This is a genomic window from Streptomyces olivoverticillatus (genome assembly GCF_014203555.1).
Lineage (GTDB): Bacteria > Actinomycetota > Actinomycetes > Streptomycetales > Streptomycetaceae > Streptomyces > Streptomyces olivoverticillatus.
Genome location: NZ_JACHJH010000005.1, coordinates 102,225 through 118,064 on the forward strand (window position 1 = coordinate 102,225; position 15,840 = coordinate 118,064).

General features: G+C 72.2%; 17 protein-coding genes, 3 tRNA genes and 1 pseudogene. 16 read left to right on the forward strand and 5 right to left on the reverse strand.

Features of this window, described 5'->3' with window-relative positions; all coding sequences use genetic code 11:
* From FHS39_RS17590 to htpX, 9 genes and pseudogenes are all read left to right on the forward strand, one after another.
* Positions 1–414 (forward strand): annotated as a pseudogene (locus FHS39_RS17590) (VWA domain-containing protein); the annotation flags it as partial.
* Entirely contained in the window at positions 411–1,376 is a 966-nt protein-coding gene (locus FHS39_RS17595) for a complex I subunit 1/NuoH family protein (protein ID WP_184350310.1), read from the forward strand. The pseudogene FHS39_RS17590 and the gene FHS39_RS17595, both read left to right, overlap by 4 nt.
* Positions 1,376–1,942 (forward strand): 4Fe-4S binding protein, encoded by a 567-nt coding sequence (locus FHS39_RS17600; RefSeq protein ID WP_184350623.1) that lies wholly within the window; start codon positions 1,376–1,378, stop codon positions 1,940–1,942. Before FHS39_RS17595 ends, FHS39_RS17600 begins: the two co-directional genes overlap by 1 nt.
* Positions 1,939–2,529, forward strand: a complete 591-nt coding sequence (locus tag FHS39_RS17605) for an NADH-quinone oxidoreductase subunit J family protein (protein WP_184350311.1) — start codon at positions 1,939–1,941, stop codon at positions 2,527–2,529. The genes FHS39_RS17600 and FHS39_RS17605 overlap by 4 nt, the downstream gene beginning before the upstream one ends.
* Positions 2,529–2,894, forward strand: a complete 366-nt coding sequence (gene nuoK, locus FHS39_RS17610) for an NADH-quinone oxidoreductase subunit NuoK (protein ID WP_184350312.1) — start codon at positions 2,529–2,531, stop codon at positions 2,892–2,894. The genes FHS39_RS17605 and nuoK overlap by 1 nt, the downstream gene beginning before the upstream one ends.
* Entirely contained in the window at positions 2,891–4,882 is a 1,992-nt protein-coding gene (locus FHS39_RS17615; RefSeq protein WP_184350313.1) for an NADH-quinone oxidoreductase subunit L, read from the forward strand. Before nuoK ends, FHS39_RS17615 begins: the two co-directional genes overlap by 4 nt.
* A gap of 17 nt (positions 4,883–4,899) precedes the next feature.
* On the forward strand, positions 4,900–6,486 hold the full coding sequence (locus FHS39_RS17620; protein ID WP_184350624.1) for a complex I subunit 4 family protein: 1,587 nt from the start codon (positions 4,900–4,902) through the stop codon (positions 6,484–6,486).
* Positions 6,486–8,000 (forward strand): NADH-quinone oxidoreductase subunit N, encoded by a 1,515-nt coding sequence (locus FHS39_RS17625; RefSeq protein ID WP_184350314.1) that lies wholly within the window; start codon positions 6,486–6,488, stop codon positions 7,998–8,000. Before FHS39_RS17620 ends, FHS39_RS17625 begins: the two co-directional genes overlap by 1 nt.
* Positions 8,001–8,328: 328 nt before the next feature.
* The gene (gene htpX / locus FHS39_RS17630) at positions 8,329–9,192 is read left to right on the forward strand and encodes a zinc metalloprotease HtpX (RefSeq protein ID WP_184350315.1); all 864 of its coding nucleotides are present in this window, start codon (positions 8,329–8,331) and stop codon (positions 9,190–9,192) included.
* Positions 9,193–9,233: 41 nt separating this feature from the next.
* Here htpX and FHS39_RS17635 read toward each other — a convergent pair whose 3' ends face one another.
* A complete protein-coding gene (locus FHS39_RS17635; protein WP_184350316.1) occupies positions 9,234–9,560 on the reverse strand; it encodes a hypothetical protein in 327 nt (108 codons plus the stop codon).
* Positions 9,561–9,773: 213 nt separating this feature from the next.
* Between FHS39_RS17635 and FHS39_RS17640 the strand changes: the two genes are divergently transcribed.
* Complete coding sequence (locus tag FHS39_RS17640; protein ID WP_184350317.1) at positions 9,774–10,166, forward strand: YccF domain-containing protein; 393 nt, start codon at positions 9,774–9,776, stop codon at positions 10,164–10,166.
* A 9-nt stretch (positions 10,167–10,175) separates the two neighbouring features.
* Here FHS39_RS17640 and FHS39_RS17645 read toward each other — a convergent pair whose 3' ends face one another.
* Positions 10,176–11,087, reverse strand: coding sequence for an SGNH/GDSL hydrolase family protein (locus tag FHS39_RS17645; protein WP_184350318.1), 912 nt, complete (start codon positions 11,085–11,087; stop codon positions 10,176–10,178).
* A 204-nt stretch (positions 11,088–11,291) separates the two neighbouring features.
* Positions 11,292–11,780 (reverse strand): YajQ family cyclic di-GMP-binding protein, encoded by a 489-nt coding sequence (locus FHS39_RS17650; RefSeq protein WP_184350319.1) that lies wholly within the window; start codon positions 11,778–11,780, stop codon positions 11,292–11,294.
* Positions 11,781–12,012: 232 nt separating this feature from the next.
* On the opposite strand from FHS39_RS17650, the gene FHS39_RS17655 reads away from it, so the two are divergent.
* Positions 12,013–12,094 (forward strand) — tRNA-Tyr (locus FHS39_RS17655).
* 103 nt (positions 12,095–12,197) lie between these two features.
* Here the strand turns inward: FHS39_RS17655 and FHS39_RS17660 are convergent.
* Both FHS39_RS17660 and FHS39_RS17665 read right to left on the reverse strand, forming a co-directional pair.
* A complete protein-coding gene (locus FHS39_RS17660; protein WP_184350320.1) occupies positions 12,198–12,863 on the reverse strand; it encodes an NAD(P)H-binding protein in 666 nt (221 codons plus the stop codon).
* A 35-nt stretch (positions 12,864–12,898) separates the two neighbouring features.
* Positions 12,899–14,161, reverse strand: a complete 1,263-nt coding sequence (locus tag FHS39_RS17665; protein ID WP_184350321.1) for an amidohydrolase family protein — start codon at positions 14,159–14,161, stop codon at positions 12,899–12,901.
* A gap of 184 nt (positions 14,162–14,345) precedes the next feature.
* Here FHS39_RS17665 and FHS39_RS17670 point away from each other — a divergent pair.
* The 5 genes from FHS39_RS17670 to FHS39_RS17690 all read left to right on the forward strand — a co-directional run bounded on the left by FHS39_RS17670 (position 14,346) and on the right by FHS39_RS17690 (position 15,773).
* Positions 14,346–14,418: transfer RNA gene (locus FHS39_RS17670), tRNA-Thr, on the forward strand.
* Between the two features lie 49 nt (positions 14,419–14,467).
* Positions 14,468–14,540 (forward strand) — tRNA-Met (locus tag FHS39_RS17675).
* Positions 14,541–14,625: 85 nt separating this feature from the next.
* Entirely contained in the window at positions 14,626–14,790 is a 165-nt protein-coding gene (gene rpmG, locus FHS39_RS17680; RefSeq protein ID WP_003956487.1) for a 50S ribosomal protein L33, read from the forward strand.
* Between the two features lie 96 nt (positions 14,791–14,886).
* Positions 14,887–15,339, forward strand: a complete 453-nt coding sequence (locus tag FHS39_RS17685; protein ID WP_045934485.1) for a MaoC family dehydratase N-terminal domain-containing protein — start codon at positions 14,887–14,889, stop codon at positions 15,337–15,339.
* Entirely contained in the window at positions 15,339–15,773 is a 435-nt protein-coding gene (locus tag FHS39_RS17690) for a MaoC family dehydratase (RefSeq protein WP_045934486.1), read from the forward strand. The genes FHS39_RS17685 and FHS39_RS17690 overlap by 1 nt, the downstream gene beginning before the upstream one ends.
* Positions 15,774–15,840 lie beyond the last annotated feature (67 nt).

Below are 15,840 nucleotides of genomic sequence, written 5' to 3' on the forward strand. Positions count from 1 at the left end.
GCAGCCGAGCCGTCGGCCGCCCAGCCCGGCGCAGCCGAGCCCGCAGCCGAGCCGTCGGCCGCCCAGCCCGGCGCAGCCGAGCCCGCAGCCGAGCCGTCGGCCGCCCAGCCCGGCGCAGCCGAGCCCGCAGCCGAGCCCGCAGCCGAGCCCGCAGCCGAGCCCGCAGCCGAGCCCGCAGCCGAGCCCGCAGCCGAGCCCGCAGCCGAGCCCGCAGCCGAGGGTGCCCCCGAGCCCGGTCCCGCCGAGCGGGAGCCCGGCGCAGCCGGCAGCCAGGCCGAGGCCGCCCCCAAGCCCGGCGCAGCCGAAAGCGCAGCCAACGCCCCCGAGCAGCCCGGCGCAGCCGACCGCGCAGCCGAAAAGCCTTCGGGGCACCCCGAGAACCACGACAACCCCGCCGGAGGCGACCCCGCATGAGCGACACTCTCGACGTCGTCCTGCGCCTCCTCGCCGTGTTCGTCGTCTTCCTCGTGCTGCCGCTCGTCATCGGGCAGACCGAGCACAAGGTCATGGCCCACATGCAGGGCCGCCTCGGGCCGATGTACGCCGGTGGGTTCCACGGGTGGGCGCAGCTCGTCGCCGACGGCGTGAAGTTCGCGCAGAAGGAAGACATCGTGCCCGCGGGAGCGGACCGGCGGATCTTCCAGATGGCGCCCGCCGTCGCGCTCCTGCCCTACCTGCTCGTGCTGGTCGCCATCCCGATAGGCCCCGGCAACGCCGTGGGGCAGTTCCTCGACGCCGGAATCTTCTTCGTGCTCGCCGTCATGGGCATCGGCGTCCTCGGTTCGCTGATGGCCGGCTGGGCCTCGGCGAACAAGTTCTCGCTGCTGGGCGGCCTGCGCACGGCAGCCCAGCTGATGGCGTACGAGCTGCCGATGCTGCTCGCCGCGGCCTCCGTCGCCATGGCGGCCGGCACCGTGTCCCTGCCCGGCATCGTGGACGCCTTCCACTGGTGGTGGGTGCCCTGGCAGATCGTCGGCGCCCTCGTCTTCTTCACCGCCGGCCTCGCCGAGCTGCAACGGCCGCCGTTCGACATGCCCGTCGCCGACTCCGAGATCATCTTCGGCGCGTACACCGAGTACACCGGCCTGCGCTTCGCCCTCTTCCTCCTCTCCGAGTACGCGGGCATCGTGGTTCTCTGTGGTCTCACCACGGTCCTCTTCCTCGGCGGCTGGCACGGCCCGTTCGGCGCCGACGGCCTCGGCTGGCTGTGGACGCTGCTCAAGACGGCCGTCCTCGCCTTCGTCGTCATCTGGCTGCGGGTCACCTACCCGCGGCTGCGCGAGGACCAGCTGCAGAAGCTGGCCTGGACCGCGCTCATTCCGCTCGCGCTGGCGCAGATCGCGCTGACCGGCGTCGTCAAGGTGGTGATCCAGTAATCATGGGCATTCCCGGATCCGGCCTCGCCAAGGGCCTGGCCGTCACCCTCCGCACCATGACCCGCCGCTCGGTGACCGCCCGCTACCCGGACGTCCAGCCCGAGCTCGCCCCCCGCACCCGCGGCGTCATCGGGCTGTTCGAGGAGAACTGCACCGTCTGCATGCTGTGCGCCCGCGAGTGCCCGGACTGGTGCATCTACATCGACTCCCACAAGGAGACGGTGCCCGCCGCCACCCCCGGCGGCCGCGAACGCAGCCGCAACGTCCTCGACCGCTTCGCGATCGACTTCTCGCTCTGCATGTACTGCGGCATCTGCATCGAGGTGTGCCCCTTCGACGCCCTCTTCTGGTCGCCGGAGTTCGAGTACGCCGAGACGGACATCCACGAGCTCACCCACGAGCGCGACAAGCTCCGCGAGTGGATGTGGACCGTGCCCGAGCCCCCCGCCCTCGACCCGGCGGCCGAGGAGCCGAAGGAGATCGCGGCGGCCCGCAAGACGGCCGAGAAGCTGGCAGCCCAACAAGCCCAGCAAGCCCAGGAGCAGGAGAAGGAGGGAGACGCATGACCGGCACCGGCACCCACGACGTGCTCGCCGCCCAGGCGCACGGCTTCCTCTCCCCGACGGGCGTCGAGATCGTCTTCCTCCTCGTCGGCGTCGTCACCCTCGGCGCGGCGATCGTCACCGTCACCACCCGGCAGCTGGTGCACGCCGCCCTCTGGCTGGTCGTCGCCCTCGGCGGCATCGCCGTGGAGTACCTGCTGCTCACGGCCGAGTTCATCGCCTGGGTCCAGGTGCTGATCTACGTGGGCTCCGTGGTCGTCCTCCTCCTCTTCGGGCTGATGCTCACCAAGGCCCCCATCGGCCGCTCCCCGGACGCCGACTCGGCGAACCGCCCGGCCGCCCTCGCGGTCGCCGTGGCCGCGGCCGCCGCTCTGGTCTGGGTGGTCGCCGACGCCTTCCGCACCACCTGGATCGACCTGCGCGGCGCACCCCAGGGCACCACCAAGGTCTCCGGAGAGATCCTCTTCCGGCACTGGGTGCTGCCCTTCGAGGCCCTGTCCGTGCTGCTGCTCGCCGCACTCGTCGGCGCGATCGTCCTCTCGCGCCGCACCGAGCGGGAGAACACCGAGCGGAAGAACGGAGCGCGCTGATGCACCTCGTCTACCCCGCCGTCCTCGCCGTCCTCCTCTTCTGCACCGGCGTGTACGGCGTCCTCGCCCGGCGCAACGCGATCCTGGTCCTGATGTCCGTCGAGCTGATGCTCAACGCCGTCAACCTCAACCTCGTCGCCTTCGACGTGTGGCTGCGCGACACGCTCCACGCCGGCCAGGCCCTCACCCTCTTCACCATCGCCATCGCCGCCGCCGAGATCGGCATCGGCCTGGCCATCGTGCTCCAGGTCCACCGCAACCGCGGCACCGCCGACATCGACCGGCTCCGCGACCTGCGCGAGCCGGACGGAGCCGGACCCCAGCAGCCGGCCGACCACGACGAGAAGGCCGAGGCCGCCGCGTGAGCACCACGACCACCGCCGTCCTCGTCCCGCTGCTGCCCTTCCTCGGGGCTGTCGGCGGCCTCCTCCTCGGCCGCCGCGCCCCCGGCTTCGTACGCCCCCTCGCAGTGCTGCCGACCCTGGCCGCGGCCGTCCTCGCCGTCGCCACCGCCTGGCAGCAGGGCGGCGGCCGGCCCGTCGACGCGGCCACCCGGCTCACCCCGACCGGGTCGGTGCCCATCGACCTCGCCCTGCACCTCGACGGCTTCGCCGTCCTCGTCGCCGTGCTCGTCGGTGTCGTCGCGACCTGCGTCCAGCTGTACTCGACCGCCTACCTGCGCGACGACCCGCGCTACCCCTCCTACGCCGCCCTCGTCTCCCTCTTCACCGCCGCCATGCTGCTCGTCGTCTACTCCGGCGACCTGATGGTGCTGCTGGTCGGCTGGGAGATCATGGGCATCTGCTCGTACTTCCTCGTCGGCCACTACTGGGAGACCGAGGCCGCGCGCACCGCCTCCCTCAAGGCCTTCCTGGTCACCAAGCTCGGAGACGTCCCCTTCCTGATCGGCATCCTGGCGCTGGCCGCCGACGCCGGAACGTTCCGGATCAACGGCATCCTCACCGCCGCCGTCTCCGGCCACCTCGCCCACCCCACCCTCATCGCGCTGCTGCTGCTGGCCGGCGTCGCGGGCAAGTCCGCGCAGTTCCCGCTGCACACCTGGCTGCCCGACGCGATGGCGGGCCCCACGCCCGTCTCCGCGCTGATCCACGCCGCGACGATGGTCGCGGCCGGCGTCTACTTCGTCGCCCGGCTGCTGCCGGTCTTCACCGCCTCCACGGCGGCCCTCGTCGTGCTGGCCGTGATGGCCGCCGTCACCATGACCGGCTCGGCGCTCGCCGCCCTCGCCCAGGACGACATCAAGCGCGTCCTCGCCTACTCCACCGTCGGCCAGCTCGGCTACATGACCGGCGCCCTGGCCGTCGGCAACCGCAGCGCCGCCGTCTTCCACCTCATCTCGCACGGCGCGTTCAAGGCCCTCCTCTTCCTCGGCGCAGGCGTGATCATCCACGCCGCGGGCACGAACTCGCTGGGCGCCATGGCCCGCACGGGCGGCCTGGCCAAGCGCATCCCCGACGCCTTCTGGACGATGACCGTCGCCCTCCTCGCGCTCGCCGCAATCCCCCCGTTCAGCGGCTTCTTCTCCAAGGAAGCCGTCCTCGGCGCGGCCGAGCACGCGGCAGGCGGCCACGCCCCCGGCATCCCGGCCGCGGCCGGCTGGACCGTCCTGATCGCCGGGCTCCTCACCGCCCTGCTCACCGCCGGCTACGCCACCCGCCTGTGGCTGATGGCCTTCCGCGGCACCGGCCCCGAGGCCGCCGACCACGGCCGCGAGCCGCTGGCCATGAACGGCGTGCTCTGGATCCTCTTCGTGCCCACCGCCGCCCTGGGCCTGGCCGCCTGGAAGCTGCCCCACTGGTTCGACGGGCGCCCGCTCACCCCGACCCTCACCACCTCCCTCCTGTCCACCGGCTGCGCCCTCGCCGGCGCCGCCGTGACCTACGCGGCCTGGCGCCGCACCAGCGTGCTCACCGCCCGCACCCCCCTGGGCGCCGTCGCCGCCGACCCGGACGCGGCCCCCGCCGTCTCCGAGGCCGAGGCCATCGCCAGCCACACCCTCGCCTACGGCCACATCGCCTCCGCCCCGGACCCGGGCGACCCCGGCAGGCTGCTGCTCGGCCCCCTGCACCGCCACGCCGCCACCGGCTTCCACCTGGACGCCGTCTACTCGGCGCTCTTCGTCCGGCCCGTGCGCGCCGCCGCCCGCCTCGCCGCCTTCCTCGACCGCGAGGTCGTCGAGACGTACGTACGCGGCGCGGGCAGCGCCCCCCGGCTGCTCGGCACGGCCGTCCGCCGGGCCCAGACCGGCAATGTGCAGACCTACCTCGGCGCCCTGCTCGCCGGCTCCGTCGTCCTGGCCGTCGCCGCCGTCCTCGTAGCCACCGGAGCCTGACAGTGAGTCACCCCGTCATGCAGATCCTCCTCGCTGCGATCGTCGCCCTCCCCCTGCTCGGATCCGCGGCCGCCCTGCTGCCGGCCCCGCCCGGCCTGCGGGGCAGGAGCCCCGAGCAGGCCGTGCTGCGCCACGGCGTCACCGTCACAGGCGCCGTGCTCGCGCTGGCCGTCGCCCTCGCCGCGGGCTTCGACCACGGTCACCCCGCGCGGATGCAGGCGACCACCGACATCAGCTGGATCCCGGCCCTCGGCATCCGCATCCACCTCGGCGTGGACGGCATCTCGCTCCCCCTCCTCGTCCTGACGGCGCTGCTGACCTTCCTCTGCGCGCTGTACAGCTACGGGTCACCTCCGCGTGAGCGGAGCACCAGCCCCAAGGCATTCGTCGCGCTGCTCCTGCTGCTCGAGGCCGGCACCCTCGCGAGCTTCGCCGTCCTCGACCTGATGCTGTTCTTCCTGGCCTTCGAGATGGTGCTCGTTCCCATGTACTTCCTCATCGCCCGCTGGGGCGGCGAGGGCAGGGAACGGGCGGCCCTGCGCTTCATCCTCTACACCGTGCTCGGCTCCGTCGTGATGCTGCTAGGCCTCCTCCTCGTCGGCATCAAGGGCGGCACCTTCGACATGGTGGCACTCGCCACTGACAACGGGTCGAAGCTCAGCCACACCACCCAGATCGTCGCGGTCGTGGCCATCGGACTCGGACTCGCCGTCAAGGCCCCGATGTGGCCCCTGCACAGCTGGCTGCCCGACGCCCACACCGCCGCCCCCACGGCCGGCTCGGTGCTGCTCGCGGGCGTCCTGCTGAAGATGGGCACCTACGGCTTCGTACGCATCGTGCTGCCGGTGGCCCCCGACGGCGCCCACGCCTTCGCGCCCTACCTCGCCGCCTTCGCGGCCGTCGGCATCATCTACGGCTCCCTGGTCTGCCTCTCCCTCGCCCGCTCCGGCGCCAAGGGCGATCTCAAGCGCCTGATCGCCTACTCCTCCGTCGGGCACATGGGCTTCGTCCTCCTGGGCATCGCCACCCTCACCCCCACCGGGATCAACGGCGCCCTCTTCGCCAACATCGCCCACGGCCTCATCACCGGTCTCCTCTTCTTCCTCGTCGGCGCCCTCAAGGACCGCTACGGCACCAGCGACCTCGACCGGCTCTCCGGCGAGCACGGCGCAGCCCTCTACGGCAAGGCCCCCCGCCTCGGCGGCCTCCTCGCCTTCGGCGCCGTCGCCTCGCTGGGCCTGCCCGGGCTCGCCGGGTTCTGGGGCGAGATGCTCGCGATGTTCGGCTCCTTCCGCCCCGCCGACGGCCTCAGCCGCCCCGCCTACCTCACCTTCATGGCCCTGGCGGGCCTCGGCACCCTCCTGACGGCCGCGTACATGCTCGTCGTGGTGCGCCGCGTCTGCATGGGCGGCAACGGCACCGAGACGGCCGGGCACAAGCCCGGCACCCCGCCCGTCGGCCCGCTCCTGGCGGACGTCCAGAGCTACGAACTCGTCTCCTGGACCCCGCTCGTCGCCCTCACCGTCCTCGCCGGGCTCTGGCCCGCGGCCCTCATCGGCCTCACCGACCCGGCCGTTCAGCAGCTCCTCCGAGGAGGCAAGTGATGGTTCCCCTCGCCGGAGGCGCCATCCAGTCCGTCGACTGGCTCGCCATCGCACCGCCCACCGTCACCGCCGTCGTGGCGCTGGCCGTCCTCGTCGCCGACCTCTTCCTGCCCGACGCCAGGAAGCCCCTCCTGGGCGCCCTCTCCATCGGCGGGCTGGCCGTCGCCGCCCTCGCCCTCATCCCGCTGCGCGGCGGCAACCGCTCGACGTTCTGCCTCACCGGCCCCGGCACCGCCCACGCCTGCAGCTACACGGTCGACCACTTCACGCTCGTCATCCAGTTCCTGGTGCTGGGCGGCGCCCTGCTCACGGCGCTGCTGTCCGTGGGCGCGATCGCCGACGCGAAGCTCCCGGCCGGCGAGTACTGGTTCCTGCTGCTGTCCTCCGCCGCCGGGGCCACCCTGCTGCCCGCCTCCCGCGACCTCGCCACCCTCGTCGTCGCCCTCGAAGTGGCCTCGCTGCCCGCCTTCGCCCTCGTCGGCCTGCGGCGCGGCGACGCCCGCTCCTCCGAGGCGGCACTGAAGTTCTTCCTCTCCTCGGTCACCGCCACCGCCGTCACCCTGCTCGGCGTCAGCTTCGTCTACGCGGCCACCGGCACCCTGCACCTGACCCGCATCGCCGACGCCCTCACCCACACCGACCCGCAGCTGACCGTCCTCGCCCAGACGGGCGTGGCCCTCACCCTCGTCGGCTTCGCCTTCAAGACCGCGGCCGTCCCCTTCCACTTCTGGGTGCCCGACACCTACGTGGGCGCCCCGCTGCCCATCGCCGCCTACCTGTCCGTCATCGGCAAGGCCGTCGGCTTCACCGGCCTCATCCTGGTCGCCGTCGTCGCCTTCCCCTCCTACGCGGACGTCTGGGCCCCCGTCCTCGCCGTCCTCGCCGCCCTGACGATGACCGCGGGCAACGTCGCCGCACTGCGCCAGCGCCCCGACCGCGCCCACAGCGCCGTACGTCTGCTCGCCTGGTCCTCCGTCGGCCAGGCCGGCTACCTGCTCGTCCCGATCGCGGCCGCCGGCTACGCCGACGACCCCGGGCACGCCATCGGCTCCACGGTCGCCTACGCCCTGATGTACGCCGTCGTGAACCTCGGTGCCTTCGCCGTCGCCGCGCTCGTCGCCCGTACGAGCCCGGAGCACCGGATCACCGACTACCGCGGCCTCTACGCCCGCAGCCCGCTCGCGGCCCTGGCCCTCGGCTTCTTCCTGCTCTGCCTGGCCGGGCTGCCGCCGGGCATCATCGGGCTCTTCGCCAAGGTGACGGTGTTCTCGGCCGCGGTCGACGCCGGGCTGGGCTGGCTGGCGGTCGTCATGGCCGTCAACGTCGTCATTGCCCTGTACTACTACCTCCAGTGGACGGCGGTGCTCTTCCGCCCGGCCGAGGGCGAGGCGCCCCAGGCCGTACGCGCCCCCGCCGTCCTGACGGCGGCCATCGCGCTGGCGGCACTCGCGGGCGTGGCCCTGTCGGGCGCCCCGCAGCTGGTGCTGCGCTTCGCCGAGGGCGCGCTGCTCTAGGGCGTGTCCGATGGGTCAGCACAGGCCCCGCGACCCCTGGCACGGCACCTCGCTGCGTTGTCGCACGACCCGAGTACGCCCAGTACGCGGGTCATGCTCCGCCTTGCGATGCTCCCCCAGCTACCGCTGGGAGGTGCCCCCAGCGCCAGACGCCGCGGGGCCCGCACTGACCCATCGGACACGCCCTAGCACTGCAGGAGAGCACCCGGGCGGCGGACGCCCTCCCCGCCGTGCACAAGGGAACCAGCGTCCCCCGCCTGGCGTTGACCAGTACGAAAGGTTCCACTGGTTCAAGGGTTCCCCTGCCGCACCACCTGGAGGGCGTACCGTGCACCGCCGGCACAACGGGCTCAGGACAGCCGTGCTCCTCGGCGGCCTGTCCGCGCTCATCATCGTCATCGGCAGCGCCTTCGGGCGGACGGGCTTGATCGTCGCCGTTCTCGTGGCCCTCGGCACCAACGCCTACGCCTACTGGAACAGCGACAAGCTCGCCCTGCGCGCGATGCGCGCCCGCCCGGTCAGCGAATTCGAGGCGCCGCAGCTCTACCGGATGGTCCGCGAGCTCTCCACGGCCGCCCGCCAGCCGATGCCCCGCCTCTACATCTCGCCGACCGAGGCCCCCAACGCCTTCGCCACCGGACGCAACCCGCGCAACGCCGCGGTCTGCTGCACCGACGGCATCCTGCGCCTGCTCGACGAGCGCGAGCTGCGCGGCGTCATCGGCCACGAGCTCAGCCACGTCTACAACCGCGACATCCTCATCTCGTCGGTCGCGGGCGCGCTCGCCTCGGTAGTGATGTTCCTGGTCAACTTCGCCTGGCTGATCCCCGTGGGCCGCTCCGACGACGACGAGGGCCCCGGCATCATCGGCATGATCATGATCATGCTGCTGGGCCCCATCGCGGCCTCCGTCATCCAGCTCGCCGTCAGCCGCTCCCGCGAGTACGAGGCCGATGCCTCCGGCGCCCGCCTCACCGGCGACCCGCTCGCCCTGGCCTCCGCCCTCCGCAAGCTCGAAGCCGGCACCCAGCGGCTGCCCCTGCCGCCCGAGCCGCGCCTGGAGACCGCGAGCCACATGATGATCGCCAACCCGTTCCGGGCGGGCGAGGGCATGTCCAAGCTGTTCTCCACGCACCCGCCGATGGGCGAGCGCATCCACCGCCTGGAGCAGATGGCGGGCCGCCAGGGCTGACGCCGGAGGCCCGTGGCCTCCGGCGCCCCGGCTTCGCGGTCCTACAGCAGCCCGTCCGTCGGGAGCGCCGGGACCGTGGGCAAGGTCGGCAGCGTGGGCAGGGTGGGCACTGCGGGAGGCGAGGGAGGCTTCGGCAGCCCGCTCAGATGCGTCAGGTCCGGGAAGTCCGGATCCGGCAGGTCGGTGAGGTCCGGGAAGTCCAGATCCGGCAGGTCGGGATCCGGCACGCCGGGCGGGCTGGGGTCGGCGGCGACGTGCCGGGAAACCGGCGCAGACGCCCCGGCGAAGGCCGGGCCGGCGGACCCGAGGACGGCGAGCGCGGTGGCACAGGCCGCGGCTCCCAGCGTGGTGGATGCGAATCGAGGCACGGTGAGCGTCCTTTCCCATCGGCAGACGTCCGAAGAGCGGTAACTCTCTCTCCTCGGCCCCCGGCGACACGGCCACCATGACGGCCATCCGGGGGACCGGCGCGCTGGTTACGCCGTCCGGGTGGCCGCCCGCCCACGACCCCGGGGCAACCACCACGCCGCGCCCCGGCGTCTCAGTGGCCAGGTAGCAGGTCGCGTGGAAGGCTGTTGGTCATGAGGTTCATCCTTAACGTCATCTGGTTGGTCCTCTGCGGACTCTGGATGGCCATCGGATATGTCGTCGCAGGCATCATCTGCTGCGTCCTCATCGTCACCATCCCCTTCGGGATCGCGTCCTTCCGCATCGCCGGCTACGCCCTGTGGCCCTTCGGCCGTACGACCGTGGAGCGCCGGGACGCCGGGGCGGGATCGCTGATCGGGAATGTCATCTGGTTCATCTTCGCGGGCTGGTGGCTGGCGCTCGGGCACATCGTCACCGGAATCGCGCTCTGCCTCACGATCATCGGAATTCCGCTGGGCATCGCGAACTTCAAGCTGATCCCGATTTCCCTGATGCCGCTGGGCCGCGAAATCGTGCCCACCGACCGGCCGTTCGCGACGCGCTGACGCTTGGCGTCAGTGCCGGGGCCGGGCCAGCTCTTCAACGAAGGCCCCGGCCATGGCCTGTTCGCCCCGGTCGTTGGGATGGAACGCCAAGGCGGGCCGGAGCGGGATCAGGCCCTCGATCCAGCGATCCCGGGGCGCCTGGCACGCGTCGTGCCCCGTCGTCGCCCCGTAGGTGTCGACGTAGCGCGCGCCCGCCGACTCCGCCTGCTGCCGGAGCATCGCATTCAGCCGTTTCTCCGTCGCCACCAGGTAAGGGACGTCGTCGTTGGCCATGCCCAGGGAGAGGCGGCAGTTGCGCCCGTCCTCCGTGGCCAGCGCCGGGAACCCGACGACGAGCACCCGGGCGTGCCGGGCTGCCCGCTCGCGGATGCCCGCGAGGACCGCGGCCACCTTGGGCGCCGTGGCGGCAATGCGTTCCGCGAGCCGGTCGGTGCCGCCCTCGGTGTAGAAGTCCTCGCACGGCTTGTCGCCCGGCTTGCTGCCGGCGGCCAGCCGGATGCAGTTGCCGATGATCTCGTCGAAGCCGATGTCGTTGCCCCCGATGCCGAGCGACACCAGCGTGGTGTCCTTGCCCACGGCATCCAGCTGCGCCGGATTGTCCTTGCCCGGCTGGGGCGACCACATGTCGTCGGTCTTCGCGCCTCCGCAACTGACGTCCGTGAAACTTCCGAAACCCAGCTCCTGGTGGGCCAGCGACGGGTAGTTGCGGTTGGACCGCAGGCACGGCCAGTGGACCTGGGCCGGGATCAGGGGGCCCGACGTGTAGGAGTCGCCCAAGGACACGTAATGCTCGCTCGCGGCCTTCGGGGCGCCGGGGCCGGGCGCCGCGACCGCGGGCACGCCGCTGCCCGCTGTCAGTGCCGCGCTCACTGCGAGCGCGGCGAGGGCCGAGCGGATGCCGTGTCTGCCGAAGCCTGCCATCACTGCCTCCTGGTGAAAGGGAAGCTTCACCATGGCCTTGCCGCGGCAGGCGGAGAGCGGTGTTCCACGGACGTGACCGAATGTCGGCTTCCTCCGTCCCGGAATCCCCGTACGAACGCCGAGGGCGCGCCAAGGTGGCGGAAAGCCACCCGGCGCGCCCTCGGCACACCCGTCGTACGGCCGGGATTCCCACCCGGCCCGTCGTCAGCGGTAGTTGGTGAACTGGATCGCGAAGTCCAGGTCCTTGCCCTTGAGGAGGGCGATGATGGCCTGGAGGTCGTCGCGGCTCTTGGAGGAGACGCGCAGTTCGTCGCCCTGCACCTGGGCCTTGACGCCCTTGGGGCCCTCGTCGCGAATGATCTTGGCGACCTTCTTCGCGTTCTCCTGCGAGATCCCCTCCTCGATCGAGGCGAAGATCTTGTACTCCTTGCCCGAGGCCTGCGGCTCGCCCGCGTCCAGGGACTTCAGCGAGATGCCGCGCTTGATCAGCTTGGACTGGAAGATGTCGAGCACCGCCTTGACGCGCTCCTCGGCGTTGGCCCGCATCTCGATCTTCTCGCCGGACCAGGCGATCGAGGCGCCCACGCCCTTGAAGTCGTAGCGCTGGGAGATCTCCTTGGCGGCCTGGTTGAGGGCGTTGTCGACCTCCTGCCGCTCGACCTTCGAGACGATGTCGAAACTGGAGTCGGCCATATTGAGTTGGCTCCTCGTACGTAGATCCATCAGGGGTGCGGCGCGGGGTGTCCCCGGCGGTGGCCGGGGGAGGCCGCCCCGCCAGCCTAGTCATCCGCCGCCCGATCGAGCGGCTGTGAACCGGGGTGCGGGACGGCTGTGAACCGAGTGGCGGACCACCCCAGGTCATCGGGTATGGTTTACGTCGTTGCCACAGAGCGGTTCGAAAGAGCGGCCGAGGGCGACAACCCATGGCGGTGTGCCCGAGTGGCCAATGGGAGCGGACTGTAAATCCGTCGGCTTAGCCTACCCAGGTTCGAATCCTGGCGCCGCCACGGAATGAGACCCCTGATCTTCGGATCAGGGGTCCTTTCGTTTTCCGGGCCGCGACGGGCCGCGACGGGCCGCGACGGGCCGCGGCGGTCCCGGCCCCGCGCCCTACCCCCGCGCCACCGCCTTCACCGCGCCCTCCAGCGGCACGTCCCCGCCGATCAGCTCCAGGGTGAGCCCCGCCGTCTCCGGCGCGTCCAGCAGCGCGGCCAGCGCCGCTGCCACGTCGTCGCGGGGGACCGCGCCCGGCCCCGTGGCGCCGGCGGAGAGGTTCACCAGGCCCGTACCGGGGTCGTCGGTCAGGGTGCCGGGGCGCAGGATCGTCCAGTCCAGGCCGGGGCGGGTGCGGATGTCCGCGTCGGCCGCGCCCTTGGCGCGCAGATAGGCGGCGAAGACCGGGTCCGTGCCAGGCGGGGGCTCGCTGCCGGCGCCCATGGAGGAGACGACGAGGAACCGCCGCACCCCGGCCGCCTCCGCCGCGTCGGCGAAGAGGACGGCCGCCGCGCGGTCGACGGTCTCCTTGCGCTCGACGCCGCTGCCCGGGCCCGCCCCGGCCGCGAAGACGGCCGCGTCGGCACCTTCCAAGTGCCTTGCCACATCGGCCGTCGACGCCGATTCCATGTCGCACACGACGGGCTCCGCACCTGCCGCGAGCAGGTCGCCGGCCTGCTCCCGCCGGCGGATGACGCCCGCCACCTCGTCCCCGCGCCCGGCGAGCAGCCGCTCCAGCCGCAGCGCGATCCGACCATGTCCACCTGCGATGACAATGCGCATGATCCGACCGTACGCCCCGTGCGCCGCCCGGGTGGTCAGGACGGGTCCGCCCCGCGCGGCGACTGCCGGGGCAGGTCCAGCGCCACCGCCGCCTGCGAGTCGCAGTACTCCCGCACCGCGCTCGTACGGGCCACCACCCGGCCCCGGTGCACCACCAGGCGGCTGTAGCCCAGGGACAGGACCCCGGCGATCCCCGCGCCGCGCACGGCGAGCAGCTCGGCCGGGAAGCCGGCCTCCACCCGGACCTCGGCCAGCCCCATCGCGGCCCTGGCCCGGACGCTTACCGCCTCGTAGGCCTGTGCGGGGCTCAGCTCGCCGTGGGAGGCCAGCAGGAAGGCGGCCTCCAGGGGGTCGCCGCGGCCCACCGCGTTGGCCGCGTCCCGCAGCGAACCGCTGCCCGCCGCGACCTTGACGCCCGCCGCCCGCAGCAGGCGCACCGGCGCGCACGTGGAGACGCGCATGCCGCCGCCCCAGACGCAGCAGTCGCCCTGCGGCAGGCACACCACCGTGACCCCGGCGGCGGCCAGTTGCTCCGCGACCCGGGCTGCCTGCTCGTACGGGAGGCGGGCCAGGCCGCCGCACGGGCCGAGGCCGACCCCGGGGCGCAGCCCGCCCGCCATGGCGGCGAGGCGGGCCAGCCGGACCGGGTCGGCGCCTTCGGTGTGCAGGTCGACGGCGCAGCCGTGCTCGGCGGCGACGGCGAGGGCGGCCTCTGCGAAGCCGGCGGGGTCGGGGTCGAGGTCGGGGCAGCCGCCGATCACGGTGGCGCCCATCTTCACGGCGTCCCGCAGCATGGCCAGGCCGTCGGCTCCGGCGACTCCGGTGAGCAGCCGGGGGACGGCGACGGCGGACACGTCCACGAGCCCGCGCAGGGCGCGCCGGGCCTGCAGGACGGCCTCCAGCGTCCGCAGCCCCTGGACGTCGCCGATACGCACGTGCGAGCGGACCGCGGTGGCGCCGTGGCTCAGCTGCAGCAGGGCGGCCTCGGTGGCCCGCCGCTGGACGTCCTCGGCGCCGAGGGAGACGGGGCCGGCGATGTCCGCGGTGAGCGCGGTGTCGTAGTGGGCGTGGGGTTCGGCGGGGGCGGGCAGCAGGAGATAGCCGCCGAGCTCGATGCGGGGGCCGGGCGCGAGGCTGCCCGCGGTGCCGACGGCCTCGATGCGGCCGCCGCTGAGCCGTACGTCCACCACCCGGCCATCGGCGAGGCGGGCCCCGCACAGCACCAGGGCGCCGTCACCGGAAGCGGCGGCGGCATCGCCGTCGGGACCTCTCGCGGGCTGTTGCTGACTGTCGGGCATCGCGCTCCTCCGGGGGCAAGATCACGCGGCGTGTTCCGAGCGTAGGCCGCGTAGGAAGCCGGTTCGAGCAGGCGGCGAATAGTCGTACTGGTGTGGTCGCCGGGACTGTGGAGAAGCGCTCGCCCGGGGCGGCCGGATACGGATTTCACCTTCGGCCGCAGACCGTGTAATGTCTTCCTCGCTCGCCCCAATAGCTCAGTCGGCAGAGCGTCTCCATGGTAAGGAGAAGGTCTACGGTTCGATTCCGTATTGGGGCTCTGGTGTGTGAGGTTCCCCGCCTTCGGGCGGGGGCCCCTCCCGCATCAAAGCGGTGTAGCTCAGTCGGTAGAGCAAGCGGCTCATAATCGCTGTGTCACCGGTTCAAGTCCGGTCACCGCTACATACAGTAGCCGATTGTGGGGTCGGTCCTCCGATCGGCTACTCTTTTATGCGTTCATCCGTCCATTCCGTCAAGGAGCACTCACGTGGCTGCCACCGACGTCCGCCCGAAGATCACGCTGGCCTGCGTGGAGTGCAAGGAGCGGAACTACATCACCAAGAAGAACCGGCGCAACAACCCGGACCGTCTTGAGATGAAGAAGCACTGCCCTCGCTGCAACTCGCACACCGCGCACCGCGAAACGCGATAAAGCACGTCTCGTTCATGAGGCCGTCCCCAGTCCCTGGGGGCGGCCTCATGGCGTATCCACCCACGGAATCCCAGTCCACTCAGGAGGTGCCGAGCCATGGCGCTCGACCAGTCCTTCGTCGGACGGACCTATCCGGCCACCGACCCCTATGAGGTCGGCCGGGAGAAGATCCGCGAATTCGCCGAGGCCGTCGGCGATGCCAATCCGGTCTACACCGACCCCGAGGCCGCCAAGGCGCTCGGTCACCCCGATGTGATCGCCCCGCCGACCTTTGTGTTCGCGATCACGTTCAAGGCGGCCGGTCAGGTCATCCAGGACCCCCAGCTGGGCCTGGACTACAACCGTGTGGTGCACGGCGACCAGAAGTTCGCCTACACCCGCCCGGTCCGCGCGGGCGACCGCCTGACGGTCACCTCGCGCATCGAGTCGGTCAAGTCCCTGGCGGGCAACGACGTGCTCTCGGTCCGTGGCGAGGTCCACGACCAGGACGGCGAGCACGTGGTGACCGCGCACACGACGCTGGTGGCACGCGCCGCCGAGGAGGCGTGATGGCCGCGAAGATCGCGTACGACGCGGTGGAGGTGGGCACGGAGCTGCCCGCCCAGGTGTTCCCCGTCACCCGCGCGGACCTGGTGCGCTACGCAGGTGCCTCGGGCGACTTCAACCCGATCCACTGGAACGAGAAGTTCGCCAAGGAGGTCGGGCTGCCGGACGTCATCGCGCACGGCATGTTCACCATGGCCGAGGCGATCCGCGTGGTGACCGACTGGGTCGGCGACCCGGGCGCGGTGCTGGAGTACGGCGTGCGCTTCACCAAGCCCGTCGTGGTCCCCAACGACGACAAGGGCGCCGTGATCGAGGTCGGCGCGAAGGTCGCGGCCAAGCTCGACGACGAGGCCCGCACGGTCCGCGTCGACCTGCTGGCCAAGAGCGGCGACCAGAAGGTGCTGGGCATGTCCCGCGCCGTGGTGAAGCTCGCCTGAGGCAGAGAGCTTGAAGTAAGGGGCGCCCGTCAATGGCGGGTGCCCCTTACTTCGCACTTGACGACTT